Genomic DNA, 16,536 nt, shown 5'->3' on the forward strand with positions numbered 1-16,536 from the left:
GGGGAGCGATTCTACCGGCCGCCGCGCCCGCGCCCCCCGTCCCTCCTGCACCGCGGGGCCGCTCGGCAGGGCGGCGTTGCTAGGGTGCGACGCATGCGCCGTCCCGCCGCCCTCCTCCTCGTCGCCCTCGCCGCGGCGGCCCTCTCCGGCTGCTCCCCCGCGGCCGACCCGGAGCCGAGCGCGAGCGGCGCCGTCAGCGGCACGCCGATCCCCCTCGCCTGCGAGCAGCTGGTCCCGGCCTCGGCGCTCGCGGGCCTGTGGGGCGGATTCTCCCCGGACGACGGCATCGGGACCACCGCCGTCTCCGAGGAGATCGCCCAGTACGACGGCCTGGTCTGCGGATGGTCCGACGATTCGGGCGCCGAGCTGCAGCTGGCCGTGGCCCACCTCGACCCCGCGGTGATCGAGGCGCTCAAGAACGAGTTCTTCACCACCAGCAAGGCCGTCCCCACCTACGGCAAGCCGCCGGAGATCGAGGGCTACTACCAGGTGACCGAGGGGCGGGGCGTCGCGGACGCCTTCGTCGGCGAGTACTGGATCGAGGCGTCCAGCGCCTCCTTCGTCGAGCCGGGGGACCCCGAGCCGCTCGTGCGGTCGGCGATCGGCGTCCTCGCCGACTGAGCCCCGGCGTCAGCCCAGGCGCACCGGCGAGACGTGGTCGTCGACGAGCGCCGCGTCGCAGTCGGCCTCCACGCTCATCCCGGTCAGGCGCAGGTCCGTCAGGTAGCTGCTGAGGAACGCGGTGTCGGCCGTGTCCCGGCCGGACGAGATGCGCAGCATCGACCCGCGCGGAGCCAGCCGGGTCGCGTCCACGACGTGCCAGGCGCCGCCGACCCAGGCCTCCGTGACCGCGTGGAAGTCCCGCGGCTCGAGGCCCGGCGCGTAGACCGCCGTCACCCGAGCGGGGATGTCGAGAGCACGGAGGAGCCCGGCGACCGTGTGCGCGAAGTCCCGGCACACGCCCTGGCCGCTCTCGATGACCTGCGCCGCTCCCCCGGTGCCGACCGTCGAGCCGTAGACGTACGACAGGTGGCCGTGCACCCATTCCTCGACGGCCGTCAGCGCCTCGAAGCCCCGGGCCCGCCCGAACTCGCGCCGGGCGATCCCTCCGAGCACGTCCGCCTCGGCGTACCGGCTCGGCCGCAGGTACTCGACGAGCTCGAGCTCGCTCGGCTCGTCCGGAGCGCCGTGGCCGGCGACCCGCGCCCGGTACTCGACCCGCAGGTCGCCCTCGTTCCCCGCGACGCGGTGCACGCGGGCGCCGTGCCGCGCCGGGAACTCCCGCACCGGCACGTCCTGCCCGTCGAGCCGGACGGTGAAGGAGTCCTCGAACGAGTCGCCCGTGGGCGTCGCCGCCACCAGGAAGATCAGGTCGGTCGGGCCGTTCAGACGCAGATCCAGCGAGGCGGAGACAGTGCGCAGCATGGCTCCATCGTGGCATGCGCGAGGACGGCTCCCGGCGTCGGGGCCCGCCCCGCCCGGGTGCTAATGTGGTCAGGCACTCCTGGCCCCCATAGCTCAGGGGATAGAGCACTGCCCTCCGGAGGCAGGGGCGTAGGTTCGAATCCTACTGGGGGCACATCCGCGGTCCTCCGCTCCGCTCCCCTCCCTCGCACACGGGCGCTCAGCTCCGGTGCTCGACGCCCCTCGAGGCGCACCCCTCCACCACGGACCGAGCGGCGTCACCCGGTGGGCGACCGAGTCCGAACGTGGCGCTCCTCACCCGGCGCTCCGACCCTCCCCGGACAGCACGAAGGCCCGCGATCGTCGATCACGGGCCTTCGGGACGTTCACCACCGGCACTCGGCCGGTCGGGCTCACTCGTAGAGGTGGAAGGTGCCGGCGCAGTCGGCCGAGCAGAAGCCGTCGCGGCGACGGGCCGAGGCCGCTCCGCAGGCTTCGCAGCGGCGGCATCCGAGCATCCGCGAGATCAGGCTCTGAGGCGCCGACGCGACCACCGAGACCGGGGTGTCGGGGCGCACGGGGGCTCCCGTGGTCGAATCGAGCTGGATCCCAGCGATGTCGAGCGTGGCGCGAAGCATCCGTGTTCCTTCCGATCGGTGAACCATGTGCGAGCACTGCATTGCCAGTCCCTGAGATTCTGCGAAGGGCTTGACGCGGCTCGCGATCGAGAGTAGCTGAAATCGACATCTGTCGGTCAGTCGGGATCGACCCGGGGAACGACGAGCAGCCGCGCCCCCTCCTGGCGGAGAGAGGCACGGCTGTTCGGGTGTCGGGGATCGGTGGGCGGACGACGCCGGAGCTCATGGGAGCGCGGCGTCGGGCCCGGAACGACCGGGAAGTGGGCCTAGTACGCGCCGCTGGTGCTCCGGGTGTCGATCGCCGCCGTCTGTGCGGGAACCGGCGCCGGTCGCAGGGCGGGGAGCGAGGCGCTCCTGCCCGTGCGGAACGGCAGCAGGACGAGCATGACGGGGAGAAGGACGATCCACAGGAGGACCGACAGCGCGAGACGCGCCCAGATGGAAAGAATATTGAGCATGTTTGTGCCGCCTTCGGGTGACGGTAGAGGTGAACTTCGCGAACAGTATCATCGGGCCGACGGGGGGAGAAGAGTAGAATTGCGCCACTGATCGCGCCTCTCCCGCCACGCCCCCGAGCGGTCTGTCACTCCTCATTCGTCGCCCAGCGCCGATCGGATGGGTCGATCCCGCATCCGATCGACACACGGCCCGCGCAGTGCGTCCTCCTGAGGGCCGGGCCGTAGGGTGAGCGCGTGAAGATCCTTGTCGTCGAAGACGATCCAGCCATGGGTGAGGCCCTCGTCGGCGGCCTCGAAGACGCCGGCTACGAGGCCGTGCTCACCACGAACGGCATCGACGCGCTCGTCGCGTTCAGCAACGCCGAGTTCTCGGCCGCCATCGTGGACGTCATGCTCCCGGCGATGTCGGGCTTCGAGATCTGCCGCCGGATCCGCGAGCTCGGCCGGCCCACGCCGATCATGCTGCTGACCGCGCGGGACGCGATCGAGGACCGCGTCTTCGGCCTCGACGCCGGAGCGGACGACTACCTGACCAAGCCGTTCGCGTTCACCGAGCTCAACGCGCGCCTCCGGGCCCTCCTGCGCCGCAGCCCGTCGCTGATGTCCACCTCGATCGACGTCGGACGCATCACCGTGGACGGGTCGAGCATCCGGCGCACCGCCGACGGCTCGCGCATCCACGTCAGCCCGAAGGAGCTCGAGCTCCTCAAGCTCCTCATCACTCCCGTCGGCTCCGTCGTGACCCGCCAGCGGATCCTCTCCGAGATCTGGGGCGGCGGCGAGATCGTCGACAACAACATCGTCGACCAGTACGTCAGCTACCTGCGCAAGAAGCTCCCGACCGAGGACACGGGCGTCAGCATCGTGACCGTCCGCGGCAAGGGCTACTTCCTCCGCCCGGTCGAGTAGCCCGTGTCGCGGATGAGCACGGCACGCCGCCGGGTCGGCGCGCTCTCGATCCGCGCGAGGATCACCGTGGGAACGGTCGCTGTGGCGACCGCCCTCTTCGCGCTCGCGGCGCTGCTCTTCTACCAGGTGGTCACCGGCATCGTCGACCGCAGTGAGCGGACGATCCTGATGTCGATCGAGGACGAGGTCCGCCGCGACATCTCGGCGGGCAACGTCCCGCGCACGCAGGGCTCGTCGACGGGTCAGCTGTTCCTCGCCCTCGCGCCCGACGGGAGCGTCAGCACCTCGACCATGCCCTCGCGCCTGAGCGGCGAGGTGCTCAGCGCTCTGGCGGAGGAGCCGGCCGACACCTCGCCCCGGTACGCCGACGTGACGACGGCGAACGGCAGCTACCTGGTCCGCTTCACGGCCATCGAGAGCGATCGCGGCGTCTGGCAGGTCGCCTCCGCCCGCGATCAGGCCGCGTCGCAGCTCGTCCTCGACGACTTCGCCCACGTGCTCGTCTACGCCGCGATCTTCCTCGTCGTCACGTTCGGGCTCGCCTCGTGGATCCTGACGGGCGCCGCCCTCGCCCCGGTGCGCCGGATGCGGGCGCGCGCGGATCACATCGCCGCCGAGCCCGGGCAGGGCGACCAGCTCCCGGTCGTCGGCACGCGCGACGAGATCGACGAGCTCGCGGTGACGCTGAACGCGTTCCTGACCAAGCAGACCGCATCGCTGGCCCGGGAGAAGCAGATGGTGTCGGATGCGAGCCACGAGCTCCGCACTCCCCTCGCCGCGCTCTCCGCGCAGCTCGAGATCGCCCACCACCGCGTCGACGATCCGGTCGCGGTCGACCGGGTCATCCTCGACGCGCAGAAGAGCGTCGACCGGCTCGTGCGCCTCGCGTCCGCCCTGCTCGATATCTCGCGCATCGAGAGCCGCACCGTCCGCCCGACCGCTCCCTTCGCCGAGCTCGTCGACGAGCTGGTGGGCGCCGTCGACCGCACCCGCCTGCTCGCCTCGGAGTCGGGGGTGGAGATCGACTACGAGATCGACGAGCGCGAGCCGGCCCGGCTCTACGCGGTCGCGTCCCAGGACTTCGGCCGGGTGATCGACAACCTCGTGAGGAACGCGATCCAGGCGATGAACGGCGGCGGCATGATCGTCGCCTCCCTCTCGCAGTCGGACGGGCGCCTGATGCTCAGCGTCTCGGACGACGGACCGGGGATGCCCGACGCCTTCATCCCGGTCGCCTTCGACCGCTTCTCCCGCCCGGACAACTCCCGGACCCTCGCCTCCGGCGGCAGCGGTCTCGGACTGGCCCTGGTGCACACCACCGTGCTCTCGGCCGGCGGGACGGTCGCCCTGGTCAACCGCTCCCCCCGGGGTCTCGCGGTCGACATCGTCCTCCCGCCCGTCGGCTCCGCCTGAGCCGCCCCGCCCCGGGAACGACGAAGGCCCCCGGCAGACCGGGGGCCTTCGCGGAGGATCGTCAGCGCGGGTCGTCCTCGGGGCGGACGGGCTGCGGCTGCGGGTCGCCGACCGCGGCGGGCGGCGGAGCCCAGGCCGTCTGCGGCGCCTCCGCCGGGGAGGTGCCGCCGTCGAGCAGGTTGCGCGCGCGGTTGACCACCTCGGGGTCCACGAGCACGGAGTAGCTGGTCGCGATCACCTGCATGGTCGAGGTGAAGTCGCGACGGCGGCGGTTCACGGCGTAGGAGGCGAGCCCGAAGAGCATCCCGAAGCCGGCGCCGAGGAGGACCGCCGCGATGAGGAAGGAGAGCTCCGTCGTCGGCGAGAAGATGATGAGCAGGAGGCCCAGGAAGACGCCGAGCCAGGCGCCGGAGGCCGCTCCGGCGAGAGCGACGCGGCCCCAGGTGAGCTTGCCGGTCACCCGCTCGACGCTCTTGAGCTCATTGCCGATGATGGCGAGCTGGCGCACCGGGAAGTCGGCGCGGGCGAGCACGTCGACGGCGGCCTGCGCCTCCTGGTACGTGTCGAACGTGGCGAGGATCTCCCCGCGCGGGATCGTGGGGAAGGCCGGCCCTCGGCCGCTGAACGGCGTCTGCTGAGTCACCCGGACAGAATCGCACAGGCCACTTGAAGGTCTCTGAACGGATTCGGAGAACCGGCCGAGGGCGAGCCGGGAACGCTCGGCGTCCGCCCGGCTGCACGGGACTAGGTTTGTAGCCGTGAGTTCCGCCAGAGTCTTCGTCGCGCGCTTGGCCGGATGCAGTGTCTTCGACCCGGCCGGCGATCGCGTCGGCAAGGTCCGCGACGTGCTCCTGGTCTACCGGCAGAACGACGCCCCGCGAGTGGTCGGCCTGGTGGTCGAGATCCCCGGGCGCCGTCGGGTCTTCGTGTCGATCGGCCGGGTCACCAGCATCGGCAGCGGCCAGATCATCACCACCGGGCTCATCAACGTGCGCCGCTTCGAGCAGCGGGGCGGAGAGGTCCGCGTCATCGCCGAGCTCCTCGGCCGCCGGGTGAGCTTCGTGGACGGCTCCGGTGACGCGGTCGTCGAGGACGTCGCGATCGAGGAGGCCGCTCCCGGCGAGTGGGAGCTCGCGCAGCTCTTCGTCCGCCGGCCCAAGACCAGCCCCTCCCCCTTCGCCAAGGGCGCGACCGCCTTCGCCGGCTGGCGCGAGGTCCGCGAGAGCGTCTCGACCGAGGCGCAGTCCGCCGAGCAGTACGTCGCCAGCCTCTCCGAGCTCAAGCCCGCCGACCTCGCCAGCACGCTCCTCGACCTGCCGCAGCAGCGGATGCTCGAGGTCGCCGGCGAGCTCTCGGACGACCGCCTCGCGGACGTGCTCGAGGAGATGCCCGAGAGCGAGCAGGTCGAGATCCTCGGCCGGCTCGACGACGATCGCGCCGCCGACGTCCTCGACCAGATGCAGCCGGACGACGCGGCCGACCTGATCGCCCAGCTCTCGGAGGAGCGCGGCGAGGCGCTCCTGGAGCTGATGGAGCCCGAGGAGGCGGACGACGTCCGCATGCTCCTCACCTACGCTCCGGAGTCCGCCGGCGGTCTGATGACCACGGAGCCGATCATCGTCTCCTCCGAGGCGACCGTCGCCGAGGGCCTCGCTCTCATCCGCCGCCACGAGCTCGCCCCGGCCCTCGGCGCCGCCGTCTGCGTCACGCTGCCGCCCTACGAGCCGCCGACCGGCCGCTTCCTCGGCATGGTGCACTTCCAGCGGATGCTCCGCTACCCGCCGCACGAGCGCCTCGGCACCCTGCTCGACCAGAGCATGGACCCGATCACGCCCGAGACCTCGGCGGCCGAGGTCGCCCGGATCCTGGCCAGCTACAACCTCGTCTCGGTGCCCGTCGTCGACGCGTCCCACCGCCTCGTCGGCGTCGTGACCATCGACGACGTCCTCGACTACCTCCTCCCCGACGACTGGCGCAGCCACGGCGACGACGACGAACCGAGGAAGCCGGTGACGACGGCGACGCAGGGCGTCCCGCTCGTGCCGCCGGCACCCGCGGCGACAGGCAGGACACGACGGGGACGGAGGGGCGCGCGTGGCTAGGGACACCAAGCAGGACCGGCGCCTGGACGCTCCCAAGGGCTTGCGCACCCGCGTCCTCTCGCGGCGGAATCGCCCGAGCAGCGACCGCTTCGGCCGCCTGACCGAGTCGTTCGCCCGCGGCATGGGCACGCCGTGGTTCCTGGTCGGGATGACGATCTTCTGCGTCTTCTGGCTGATGTTCAACACCTACGGGCCCGCGGACGCGCGCTTCGACTCTCAGGCCCTCGGCTTCACGGTGCTGACGCTGATCCTCTCGCTGCAGGCCTCCTACGCCGCGCCGCTCCTGCTGCTCGCGCAGAACCGACAGGACGACCGCGACCGCGTGCAGATCGAGCAGGACCGGCAGCGGGCCGAGCGCAACCTCGCGGACACCGAGTACCTCGCGCGCGAGGTCGTGGCCCTGCGCCTGGCGATCCGCGACATGGCGAGCAAGGACTTCATCCGCTCGGAGCTGCGCGGCCTGCTCGAGGAGCTCGAGAAGGATCGGGCGCAGGAGCCCGAGCGGCGCGATGCCTGACGTCGCCGCCATCGAGACCGCCGTCAGGACGGCGCTGGCCCGGGTCGTCGATCCGGAGATCCGGAAGCCCATCACCGAGCTCGACATGCTCGAGTCGGTCGAGGCGGCCGTCGACGGAGCGGTCCGCGTCGCGATCCGGCTGACCATCGTCGGCTGCCCGGCCGCCTCCGGGATCGAGCGCGACGTACGCGAGGCCGCGGCCTCGGCTCCCGGAGTCACGGCGGTCGACGTCGTGGTCGGAGTCATGACGCCGGCGCAGCGCACCGCCCTCACCGAACGCCTCCAGGGCGGCCGCCGGAGCTTGCCCTTCGGCCCGGACTCGCTCACCCGCGTGTACGCGGTCACCAGCGGCAAGGGCGGTGTCGGCAAGTCGACCGTCACGGCCAACCTCGCGGTCGCCCTCGCTCAGCGGGGGCTCGCGGTCGGCCTCGTGGACGCCGACGTGCACGGCTTCTCCATCCCCGGCCTGCTCGGCCTGATGCACGACGGGCGCGTCGCGGGGCCCACCCGCGTCGGCGAGCTGATGCTGCCGCCGGTGGCGCACGGCGTGAAGGTCATCTCGATCGGGATGTTCCTCGAGGGCGACACCCGGGGGGCGGCCGTCTCCTGGCGCGGACCCATGCTGCACCGCACCATCTCCCAGTTCCTCACCGACGTGTACTTCGGCGACCTCGACGTGCTCCTGCTCGACCTGCCTCCCGGCACGGGGGATGTGGCGATCTCCATCGGGCAGCTGCTCCCGCATGCGGAGGTCCTCATCGTCACCACCCCGCAGCCGGCGGCCGCCGACGTGGCCGAGCGCAGCGGCGCGCTCGCCCGCCAGTCGGGTCAGCGCATCGTCGGAGTGGTCGAGAACATGTCGGGGCTTCCCCAGCCCGACGGCTCGGTGCTGGAGCTCTTCGGCAGCGGAGGCGGGGCCGAGGTCGCGCGTCGGCTCACTGCGACGGGCGACGAGGTGCCGCTGCTCGCGTCGCTGCCGATCTCCGTCGCGCTGCGGGCGGGGGGCGATGAGGGCGTGCCCGTCGTCGTCGGCGATCCGGAGGATCCTGCCGCCCGGGCGATCGACGCCCTGGCGGCGACGCTCGCCGCGCGGCCGCGGGGACTGACCGGCCGTCGGCTTCCGCTCGCCGTCGGCTGACGCCTCCGCGCGGCTTGGTGCGGACGGCGTCGGTCGGGACGCCCGCCCGGCGCTCCTCGCGGAGCAGGGCTCAGGTGGCCTCGGAGTCGATCGGCGGCGGCGCGACGCTCGAGAGCGTGCCGGACGAGACGGAGCGCTGCATCGTCGTGTAGTAGCTGTCCTGCGCGGAGCCGGTGCCGCCCGGCACGACCGGAGCAGCGACAGCGGTGGGCGGCTTCACGGTGGGGGCCGGATCGTCCTCGAGCAGGGCGTCGCGGATGATGCGGCGGGGATCGTACTGGCGCGGGTCGAGCTTCTTCCAGTCGACGTCGTTGAACTCGTCGCCCATCTCGTCCTTGACGCGCTCCCGGGCCTGCGTGGCGAATCCGCGCACCTTGCGCACGAGCTGCCCGAGCTGGGCGGCGTAGTGCGGGAGGCGGTCGGGACCCAGCACGAAGACGGCGATGACCCCGATGATGAGGAGCTTGTCGAACGTCAGACCGAACACGAGGACAACACTAACCCGCCGCGCCTCCCTCGCGGAGCCCGCGCGCCACCGTACCCTGACGATGCCCGGGCGCGATCCGCCCGGTGCACCGATCAGAGGAGCTCCCCCGTGTCCGACAAGGATGCCAACTGGAAGTACGCCGAGGACGCGGTCGTCGAGTCGGAGGCCATCGCCTCGGCCCGCCGGCTCTCGGTCGAGCTGGGCATCGACGCCGTCTCCCCCTCGATCGGCGCGCAGGCCGCGCTGGTCGCCGCCGCGGCGCGCGCGACCTCGATCATCGAGATCGGCACCGGCACCGGAGTGAGCGGCCTGTGGCTGCTCGACGGCGCCCCCGAGGCGATGCTCACCTCGATCGACTCCGAGGCGGTGCACCAGCAGCACGCGCGCGCCCAGTTCCACGAGGCGGGCATCTCGCCCAACCGGCTGCGGCTCATCCCGGGCCGCGCCCTCGAGGTGCTGCCCCGGATGAACGAGAACTCCTACGACATCGTCTTCGTCGACGGCGATCCGCTGCAGGTCATCGAGAACGTCGAGCACGCGCTGCGGCTCGTCCGTCCGGGCGGGACGGTCCTCGTCCCCCACGCGCTCTGGCGCGGACGCGTGGCCAACCCCGCGCAGCGCGATGAGATCGCGACGGCGTTCCGCACGCTGGTGGCCGAGGTCTGCGCCTCCCCCGCCGTGGTCAGCGTGCTCTCGCCGATCGGCGACGGCCTGCTGCAGGCCAACAAGCGCCGCGCCTGACGAGCGCGGTCGACCGGGGACAGACGGAACGCCCGCCGCACGGTGTGCGACGGGCGTTCACGACGGTGCGGATCAGGCGGGAGACACCACCGACGCGAGCGCGTCGTGCAGCTCTTTCGCCTCTGCATCGTTGACCGAGACGACGAGGCGTCCGCCTCCTTCGAGCGGAACGCGCACGACGATGAGTCGGCCCTCCTTAACAGCCTCCATCGGTCCGTCTCCGGTCCTCGGCTTCATGGCCGCCATAGAGTTCCCCTTTCGTGACGTATCCCCCTATTATCGTGCATCCGCGGGGGTGTTCCGAACCGCGCCCGGAAGTCGAGCGTCAGCCGATCACGGCGGGGACCAGTCGCCCGGGGTGAACACCCAGCACAGCAGCACCCAGACGATCTGCCCGACGATCGATGCGGCCACCACGAACACCCTCAGGAGGGTCGACCGCGGCACCGCGAGCGCCCCGGCCAGCGGGAACATCGGCATCAGGATGCGGAACGTGCTCGACTGCGGGTAGAAGAACGCGAAGAGGTAGATCGCGTAGCCGCCGACCCAGAGCCGCGAGAAGACGTCGAGGCTGCGCGTGGCCCGCGAGAACAGGATCGCCAGGAATCCGAGCACCACCACGACGGTGATGCCCATGCCCGTGATCGGCGAGCCGAACCAGAGGCCTCCCCACCAGCCCCCGCCGGCGAACCAGGAGGTGAAGGGGATGAGCTCGCCCTCGCCGATGAAGACGCTGCGCCAGGCGAGCTCGGTGTCGGTGTACGCGGTGAAGGAGCCGGTGACCGCCCAGGCGATGAGCAGCCAGGCGAACCCCACCGCGAGGGACCAGACCGTGAGGGAGACCGTGAAGGCGAACTCCCGGCGGGCGAACGGCTCGGTGCCGCGCACGTGCCGCCAGACGCGGTAGAGGAAGTAGAGGCCCATCATCGCCGCGATCGCGAGGCCGCTCGGGCGCAGGAGCCCCACGACCAGCACGACGGGGAACGTCCAGATCCACTTGCGGCGCACCAGCAGGAGGAGCAGCACGGCCGTCAGGAGGATGCCGCCGGACTCCGCGTAGCCGATCTGCAGGATCGGGGACGTCGGAGCGACGCAGAAGAAGACGATCCCCATCAGCGCCTGGCCCTCGCTGAGCGAGACGCGGAACAGCCGGTAGATCACCAGGCACGCCGCTGCACTGCAGACCAGGGCGACGAGCACCGCCGCGTTCGCCCAGTCGAGCCCGGTGATGTTCATCAGGCCGCGGACGGTGAACGGGTAGACGGGCATGAACGCCCAGGGGTTCTGCTCCACGGCTCCGGACGGCGAGAGCGGCAGGACCGACGGGTACCCCGTCATCCCGATCCGCTCGTACCAGCCGCCGTCCCACGTCGTCGCGAACCGGACGTAGGTGTCGCGGAGTCCCGTCCACTCGACGCCCTGACGCACGGCGCCGACACGGAGCATGATCACGGTCGTGACGACGCGGGACACGGCGAAGACCAGGAGCACCTGGATCCACCACGGGATCCTCCGGAGCAGACCCCAGCGGGAGCGGGACGGAGAGGCGTCCTCCGTCTCCGGCGCGATCGCGGTGGCGCTCACGCGAGCGGCCCGCGGTTCGTCGCGGAGGGGGTCGTCAGCGGGGAGCGGGCGGGTGTCGCCGCGGCTCGCCGGCGGGTCGGCCGGAGGAGGGGCGACGCGTGTCGCGGCTCACCGGCTGGCGTGAGGGGAGACATTCCGACGAGCATACCCGTGCGGGAGTCGGGAGTCCCCGGAGGAGCACCGCGCCGGGCGGGCGCTCGGCACGATCACGGCGGGGTCCAGTCCGATCCGGCGACGGCCCAGCAGATCGAGATCCAGACGATCTGGCCGCCGATCCCGAGCAGGACCAGCGCGACGCGGAAGACCGGCGAGCGCGGCACCGCCAGCGCTCCGACGAGCGGGAACATCGGGCCCAGCAGCCGGAAGGTGCTCGACTGCGGGAAGAAGAACGCCAGCAGGTAGACGCCGTACCCGGCGACCCAGGCCCGGCTGAAGAGATCGAGCCGCCGTGTCCACGGTGCGGCGAGGATCCCGACGAACGCCGCCAGCAGGAGCACCACCAGCACGACGCCGACGGCCGGAGCACCGAACCACCACGAGCCCCACCAGGCGCCGCCCTGGAACCACGGAGTCAGCGGGAGCAGCTCCTGGTAGCCGATGTAGACCGCACGCCACGCCAGCTCGGTGTCGGTGTACGCGGTAATCGACCCGGTGACGGCCCACGCCACGGCGGGCCAGAGGAAGCCGACCACGAGCCCCCACGCCGTCAGGCCCACGGCCGGCAGCCACTCCGACCGCGGGAACGGCTCCGTGCGGCGCCGGACGAACCGGTAGACGACGTACAGGCCGAGCGCGGCGGCGAAGGCGAGCCCGCTCGGCCGCGTCAGGCCCAGCAGCAGCACGACGGGCACGACCGCGAGCCAGCGCCGCCGCACCAGGAGGAGGAGCGTGACCGCGGTCAGCAGCATCGCCATCGACTCCGCGTAGGCGAGCTGCATCAGCGGCGAGGTCGGCGCCACGCAGAACACCAGCACCGCCGTCAGCGCCTGCGACTCGCCGAGGGAGTGCCGGAAGAGGCGGTACAGGACGAGGCAGGCTCCGGCTCCGCACAGGACGGAGACGGTCACGGCGGCCGGAGCCCAGGTGAGGCCGGTGAGCGCCATCAGCGCCTTCACGACGCCCGGGTAGAGCGGCATGAAGGCCCAGGCGTTCTCCCCCACGTGGCCGTCCTGCGTGATCGGCAGGAAGCCGGGGTACCCGGTGGCCGCGATGATCTCGTACCACCGGCCGTCCCACATCGACGCGAAGGCCGAGTAGGACGGGGAGGGTCCGGTCCACGGGTTCGCGAGCTGGTGCGCGGCGAACTGCAGCAGGATCACCGTCGTGACCACGCGGGTCGCGATGTACACCAGGAGGACCCGCGCCCACCACGGGACGAGGCGCAGGCGGAGGCGGACGGGGACGGCCGTGGCGCTCGCGCTCACGAGGACGCGGTCAGCCAGCGGCGGAGGCCCTCGGTGCACTCGGTGATCTCGTGCACCGCCACGCGCTCGTCGTCGGCGTGGGCCCGGAGCGGGTCGCCCGGTCCGTAGTTGACAGCCGGGATGCCCATGGCGGAGAACCGCGCGACGTCGGTCCAGCCGTACTTGGGCTTCGCCTCGGCTCCGACGGCCGAGAGGAAGGCCTGGGCCAGAGGTGCGTCCAGCCCCGGGCGGGCGCCCTCGGCCAGATCGTCCACCGTCACCTCGAACCCCTCGAAGAGCTCCTCGAGGTGGGCGAGCGCCTCCTCCCCGGACCGGTCGGGGGCGAAGCGGTAGTTGACCTGCACAGTGCAGAGGTCCGGGATCACGTTGCCCGCGACCCCGCCGGTGACGCGCACGGCGTTGACGCCCTCGCGGTACACGAGGCCCTCGACCTCGACCTCGCGCGGCACGTAGGCGGCGAGGCGGTCGAGGATCGGCGCCGCCGCGTGGATCGCGTTCTCGCCGACCCAGCTGCGGGCGGAGTGGGCGCGGACGCCGCGGGTGACCACGTCGACCCGGAGCGTCCCGTTGCAGCCGCCCTCCACTGCTCCGCTGGTCGGCTCGCCGAGCACGGCGAAGTCGGCGGAGAAGAGGTCGGGGCGGTGCCGGGAGAGACGGCCGAGGCCGTTGAGGTCCGCTGCGACCTCCTCGTTGTCGTACCACATCCAGGTGATGTCGACGGCCGGATCGGAGAGCTCGGCGGCGAGGACGAGCTGCACCGCCACTCCGGCCTTCATGTCGACGGTCCCGCGGCCGATGAGGTGCTCGACGCCGTCGATCGTCTCGGCGACGACGGGCAGGTTGCCGTTGACCGGCACCGTGTCGAGGTGCCCGGCGATCACGACGCGCTGGGCGAGGCCGAGGTTCGTCCGCGCCACGACCGTGTGGCCGTCGCGGATGACCTCGAGGTGGTCGTACTGCTCGAGCGCCCACTGCACCGCGTCCGCGATCTCGAGCTCGTCGCCCGAGACGGACGGGATGTCGCAGAGGATCCGCGTCAGGGCGACCGGATCGGTGCGCAGATCGAGCGGAGGGGCGGTGGTCGGATCGGCCATGCGCCCCAGGGTAGCGGCCGGACGCTCCGCGCTACCCTGATCGGCATGACCCTCGAGCACTCCGCAGACTCCTCCGCGCCCGCCTCCGCCTGGGGCTACGGGCTCGCCACCGTGGCCGCCGACGGCACCGTCCTCGACACCTGGTTCCCGGAGCCCCGCCTCGGCACCATCCCGGCCGGCCGCGACCCCTGGATCGTGCCGGCGGAGTTCGAGGAGCAGGCCGGCGAGGATCCGCGCCGCGAGGTCCGCATCGACGTGGTCACGCTGCAGATCGACGTGCAGGCGCCGCCCGCCTCCACGTCCGACGCCTACCTGCGGCTGCACCTGCTCTCGCACCTCCTGGTCCGCCCGAACGAGGTGAACCTCGACGGCGTCTTCGCCCACCTGCCGAACGTGGTGTGGACGAACGCCGGTCCGGTCTCGCCGAAGTCGTTCACCCGCCTGCGCCCCTCGCTCCGGCGCCACGGCATCCAGGCCACCGGCATCGACAAGTTCCCGCGTCTGACCGACTACGTCACCCCGGCGAAGGTGCGCATCGCGGACACCTCGCGCGTCCGCCTCGGGGCGCATCTGGCACCCGGCACGACGGTGATGCACGAGGGCTTCGTCAACTTCAACGCCGGGACCCTCGGCAGCTCGATGGTCGAGGGGCGCATCTCGCAGGGCGTCGTGGTCGGCGACGGCTCGGACATCGGCGGCGGCGCCTCCATCATGGGCACCCTCTCGGGCGGAGGAGTGCAGCGCGTCTCGATCGGCGCGCGGGCCCTGCTGGGTGCGAACTCGGGCATCGGCATCTCCCTCGGCGACGACACCGTCGTCGAGGCCGGCCTCTACGTGACCGCCGGCACCAAGGTCGTCGTGGTCGGCGGAGCGCCGCGCGCCGACGGCGCCCCGCAGACCGTGAAGGCCGTGCAGCTCTCGGGCGTGCCGAACCTGCTCTTCCGCCGCAACTCCCTCACCGGGGCCGTCGAGGTCCTCCCCCGCACCGGCGCCGGCATCGAGCTGAACGCCGCCCTGCACGCCTGAGGACGGGCGTCCGGCGCCGCCGGGCCCAGCAGGCGGCACCCCGGGACGAACCGTGCTGATCGAGTCCGCGGCGACCACGCCGCTCTGCGTCCCGCCTCGAAGAAGCGGTTCGAGCCTCGGACGGCCGACGAGAGGCGGATGCGCCGCACGGCGAGAGCCCGCCCCCGGCGGGGACGGGCTCTCGGGGACCGGTCAGCGGTCGTTCGGCCAGTGGCGCTCGGGCGAGCCCATGTAGAGCTGCTGCGGGCGGCCGATCTTGGTCTGCTTGTCGGTGTTCATCTCACGCCAGTGGGCGATCCAGCCGGGCAGGCGGCCGATCGCGAAGAGCACGGTGAACATCCGGGTCGGGAAGCCCATCGCCTTGTAGATGACGCCCGTGTAGAAGTCGACGTTCGGGTAGAGGCGCCGCTCCTTGAAGTAGTCGTCCTCGAGCGCGAGGGCCTCGAGCTCCATCGCGATGTCGAGCAGCGGGTCCTTCACGCCGAGGGCCTGCAGGACCTCGGAGGCGCTCTCCTTGACCAGCTTCGCGCGCGGGTCGTAGTTCTTGTACACCCGGTGGCCGAAGCCCATCAGGCGCACGCCCTCCTCCTTGTTCTTCACCCGCTCGACGAACGTCGACACGCTCTCGCCCGACTCGCGGATCCGGCCGAGCATGGTGAGCACCGCCTCGTTCGCTCCGCCGTGCAGAGGGCCGAACAGGGCGTTGATTCCTGCCGAGACGGAGGCGTAGAGGTTCGCCTCGGTGGAGCCGACGAGGCGGACGGTCGACGTCGACGCGTTCTGCTCGTGGTCCTCGTGGAGGATCAGGAGGCGGTCGAGCGCCTTCGAGAGCACCGGGTCGACCTGGTACTGCTCGGCCATCGTTCCGAAGTTGAGGCGGAGGAAGTTGTCGACGAAGCTCAGCGAGTTGTCCGGGTAGAGGAACGCCTGGCCGATCGCCTTCTTGTGGGCGTACGCCGCCATCACGGGCAGCTTCGCCAGGAGGCGGATCGTGGTGAGCTCCACCGCCTCCGGATCCTTAGGGTTGGAGCTGTCCTCGTAGTACGTCGACAGGGCCGAGACCCCGGCCGAGAGCACCGACATGGGGTGCGCGCTGTGCGGGAGCGCGTCGAAGAAGCGCTTGAGGTCCTCGTGGAGGAGCGTGTGGCGGCGGATGCGCTCGTCGAAGCCCGCGAGCTCGTCGGCCGTCGGCAGCTCGCCGTAGATGAGGAGCCAGGCCACCTCGAGGTAGGTCGCGTTGGTGGCCACCTCCTCGATCGGGTAGCCGCGGTAGCGGAGGATCCCCTGGTCGCCGTCGATGTAGGTGATCTGCGACTTGGTCGCCGCCGTGTTCACGAAGCCGTAGTCGAGCGACATGAAGCCGGTCTGCTTCGACAGGGTCGAGAAGTCGATGCTCGAGGAGCCGTCGACGCTGCGCAGGACCGGGAAGTCCGCGGTGCGGTCGCCGAAGGTGAGCGTGACCTTCTCGGGGAGCTCCTGCTCCGCCGGCGCGGGAGGCGGCGTCGTGGCGCTCCCGGTCGCGGGCTCCGTGGAGCCCACCGTCGCGGTTCCGTCGCTCTGCGTGCCGGATTCGGTCACAACGCCTCCCAGGTCGTCGCGGT

Annotated in this window: 18 protein-coding genes and 1 tRNA gene; 9 read left to right on the forward strand and 10 right to left on the reverse strand. The window is 71.8% G+C overall.

The window, feature by feature from the left end; all coding sequences use genetic code 11:
- Positions 1 to 93 precede the first annotated feature (93 nt).
- The gene (locus tag C5C63_RS00730) at positions 94 to 621 is read left to right on the forward strand and encodes a hypothetical protein (protein WP_104257075.1); all 528 of its coding nucleotides are present in this window, start codon (positions 94 to 96) and stop codon (positions 619 to 621) included.
- 9 nt (positions 622 to 630) lie between these two features.
- On the opposite strand, the gene C5C63_RS00735 is transcribed toward C5C63_RS00730, so the two are convergent.
- Complete coding sequence (locus C5C63_RS00735) at positions 631 to 1,425, reverse strand: transglutaminase family protein (protein ID WP_104232730.1); 795 nt, start codon at positions 1,423 to 1,425, stop codon at positions 631 to 633.
- A gap of 82 nt (positions 1,426 to 1,507) precedes the next feature.
- Here C5C63_RS00735 and C5C63_RS00740 point away from each other — a divergent pair.
- Positions 1,508 to 1,579 (forward strand) — tRNA-Arg (locus C5C63_RS00740).
- Between the two features lie 238 nt (positions 1,580 to 1,817).
- Here the strand turns inward: C5C63_RS00740 and C5C63_RS00745 are convergent.
- Entirely contained in the window at positions 1,818 to 2,042 is a 225-nt protein-coding gene (locus C5C63_RS00745; RefSeq protein ID WP_104232731.1) for a hypothetical protein, read from the reverse strand.
- Between the two features lie 266 nt (positions 2,043 to 2,308).
- Positions 2,309 to 2,500 (reverse strand): hypothetical protein, encoded by a 192-nt coding sequence (locus tag C5C63_RS00750; RefSeq protein WP_104325326.1) that lies wholly within the window; start codon positions 2,498 to 2,500, stop codon positions 2,309 to 2,311.
- A 234-nt stretch (positions 2,501 to 2,734) separates the two neighbouring features.
- Here C5C63_RS00750 and C5C63_RS00755 point away from each other — a divergent pair, with 234 nt between their 5' ends.
- Both C5C63_RS00755 and C5C63_RS00760 read left to right on the forward strand, forming a co-directional pair.
- Positions 2,735 to 3,409: a response regulator transcription factor gene (locus C5C63_RS00755; RefSeq protein ID WP_258059273.1), complete on the forward strand. Its 675-nt coding sequence runs from the start codon at positions 2,735 to 2,737 to the stop codon at positions 3,407 to 3,409.
- Positions 3,410 to 3,421: 12 nt separating this feature from the next.
- Complete coding sequence (locus tag C5C63_RS00760) at positions 3,422 to 4,822, forward strand: cell wall metabolism sensor histidine kinase WalK (protein WP_146086335.1); 1,401 nt, start codon at positions 3,422 to 3,424, stop codon at positions 4,820 to 4,822.
- A gap of 61 nt (positions 4,823 to 4,883) precedes the next feature.
- On the opposite strand, the gene C5C63_RS00765 is transcribed toward C5C63_RS00760, so the two are convergent.
- The gene (locus C5C63_RS00765; RefSeq protein ID WP_258059272.1) at positions 4,884 to 5,465 is read right to left on the reverse strand and encodes a general stress protein; all 582 of its coding nucleotides are present in this window, start codon (positions 5,463 to 5,465) and stop codon (positions 4,884 to 4,886) included.
- A 115-nt stretch (positions 5,466 to 5,580) separates the two neighbouring features.
- Between C5C63_RS00765 and C5C63_RS00770 the strand changes: the two genes are divergently transcribed.
- From C5C63_RS00770 to C5C63_RS00780, 3 genes are read left to right on the forward strand one after another with little or no spacing between them, the layout of a single operon-like run.
- The gene (locus tag C5C63_RS00770; protein ID WP_104225554.1) at positions 5,581 to 6,924 is read left to right on the forward strand and encodes a magnesium transporter MgtE N-terminal domain-containing protein; all 1,344 of its coding nucleotides are present in this window, start codon (positions 5,581 to 5,583) and stop codon (positions 6,922 to 6,924) included.
- Positions 6,917 to 7,441: a DUF1003 domain-containing protein gene (locus C5C63_RS00775; protein WP_104222991.1), complete on the forward strand. Its 525-nt coding sequence runs from the start codon at positions 6,917 to 6,919 to the stop codon at positions 7,439 to 7,441. Before C5C63_RS00770 ends, C5C63_RS00775 begins: the two co-directional genes overlap by 8 nt.
- A complete protein-coding gene (locus C5C63_RS00780; RefSeq protein ID WP_104325328.1) occupies positions 7,434 to 8,579 on the forward strand; it encodes an Mrp/NBP35 family ATP-binding protein in 1,146 nt (381 codons plus the stop codon). Before C5C63_RS00775 ends, C5C63_RS00780 begins: the two co-directional genes overlap by 8 nt.
- 70 nt (positions 8,580 to 8,649) lie before the next feature.
- On the opposite strand, the gene C5C63_RS00785 is transcribed toward C5C63_RS00780, so the two are convergent.
- Complete coding sequence (locus tag C5C63_RS00785) at positions 8,650 to 9,066, reverse strand: twin-arginine translocase TatA/TatE family subunit (RefSeq protein WP_146076468.1); 417 nt, start codon at positions 9,064 to 9,066, stop codon at positions 8,650 to 8,652.
- A 108-nt stretch (positions 9,067 to 9,174) separates the two neighbouring features.
- Here C5C63_RS00785 and C5C63_RS00790 point away from each other — a divergent pair, with 108 nt between their 5' ends.
- A complete protein-coding gene (locus C5C63_RS00790) occupies positions 9,175 to 9,807 on the forward strand; it encodes an O-methyltransferase (RefSeq protein ID WP_104222989.1) in 633 nt (210 codons plus the stop codon).
- Positions 9,808 to 9,879: 72 nt separating this feature from the next.
- On the opposite strand, the gene C5C63_RS00795 is transcribed toward C5C63_RS00790, so the two are convergent.
- The 4 genes from C5C63_RS00795 to dapE all read right to left on the reverse strand — a co-directional run bounded on the left by C5C63_RS00795 (position 9,880) and on the right by dapE (position 13,909).
- On the reverse strand, positions 9,880 to 10,053 hold the full coding sequence (locus C5C63_RS00795) for a DUF3117 domain-containing protein (protein WP_068208299.1): 174 nt from the start codon (positions 10,051 to 10,053) through the stop codon (positions 9,880 to 9,882).
- Positions 10,054 to 10,140: 87 nt separating this feature from the next.
- Positions 10,141 to 11,391 (reverse strand): hypothetical protein, encoded by a 1,251-nt coding sequence (locus C5C63_RS00800; protein WP_104325329.1) that lies wholly within the window; start codon positions 11,389 to 11,391, stop codon positions 10,141 to 10,143.
- Between the two features lie 206 nt (positions 11,392 to 11,597).
- A complete protein-coding gene (locus C5C63_RS00805) occupies positions 11,598 to 12,815 on the reverse strand; it encodes a hypothetical protein (RefSeq protein ID WP_258065359.1) in 1,218 nt (405 codons plus the stop codon).
- Positions 12,812 to 13,909, reverse strand: a complete 1,098-nt coding sequence (dapE, locus tag C5C63_RS00810; RefSeq protein ID WP_104232737.1) for a succinyl-diaminopimelate desuccinylase — start codon at positions 13,907 to 13,909, stop codon at positions 12,812 to 12,814. The genes C5C63_RS00805 and dapE overlap by 4 nt, the downstream gene beginning before the upstream one ends.
- 45 nt (positions 13,910 to 13,954) lie before the next feature.
- Between dapE and dapD the strand changes: the two genes are divergently transcribed.
- Positions 13,955 to 14,935 (forward strand): 2,3,4,5-tetrahydropyridine-2,6-dicarboxylate N-succinyltransferase, encoded by a 981-nt coding sequence (gene dapD, locus C5C63_RS00815; protein WP_104325330.1) that lies wholly within the window; start codon positions 13,955 to 13,957, stop codon positions 14,933 to 14,935.
- 192 nt (positions 14,936 to 15,127) lie between these two features.
- Here dapD and C5C63_RS00820 read toward each other — a convergent pair whose 3' ends face one another.
- Positions 15,128 to 16,513 carry a citrate synthase gene (locus C5C63_RS00820; protein WP_258062828.1) on the reverse strand — a complete coding sequence of 462 codons (1,386 nt, stop codon included), beginning with the start codon at positions 16,511 to 16,513 and terminating at the stop codon, positions 15,128 to 15,130.
- Positions 16,514 to 16,536 lie beyond the last annotated feature (23 nt).

The organism is Rathayibacter sp. AY1B8 (genome assembly GCF_002932775.1).
Lineage (GTDB): Bacteria > Actinomycetota > Actinomycetes > Actinomycetales > Microbacteriaceae > Rathayibacter.

Excerpts from the sequence above, each read along its gene's own strand:
- C5C63_RS00745 (WP_104232731.1), bottom strand. The coding sequence starts at position 2,042 with ATGCTTCGCGCCACGCTCGACATCGCTGGGATCCAGCTCGATTCGACC.
- C5C63_RS00780 (WP_104325328.1), top strand. The coding sequence starts at position 7,434 with ATGCCTGACGTCGCCGCCATCGAGACCGCCGTCAGGACGGCGCTGGCC.
- C5C63_RS00760 (WP_146086335.1), top strand. The coding sequence starts at position 3,422 with ATGAGCACGGCACGCCGCCGGGTCGGCGCGCTCTCGATCCGCGCGAGG.
- C5C63_RS00795 (WP_068208299.1), bottom strand. The coding sequence starts at position 10,053 with ATGGCGGCCATGAAGCCGAGGACCGGAGACGGACCGATGGAGGCTGTT.
- dapD (WP_104325330.1), top strand. The coding sequence starts at position 13,955 with ATGACCCTCGAGCACTCCGCAGACTCCTCCGCGCCCGCCTCCGCCTGG.
- dapE (WP_104232737.1), bottom strand. The coding sequence starts at position 13,909 with ATGGCCGATCCGACCACCGCCCCTCCGCTCGATCTGCGCACCGATCCG.
- C5C63_RS00735 (WP_104232730.1), bottom strand. The coding sequence starts at position 1,425 with ATGCTGCGCACTGTCTCCGCCTCGCTGGATCTGCGTCTGAACGGCCCG.
- C5C63_RS00730 (WP_104257075.1), top strand. The coding sequence starts at position 94 with ATGCGCCGTCCCGCCGCCCTCCTCCTCGTCGCCCTCGCCGCGGCGGCC.
- C5C63_RS00750 (WP_104325326.1), bottom strand. The coding sequence starts at position 2,500 with ATGCTCAATATTCTTTCCATCTGGGCGCGTCTCGCGCTGTCGGTCCTC.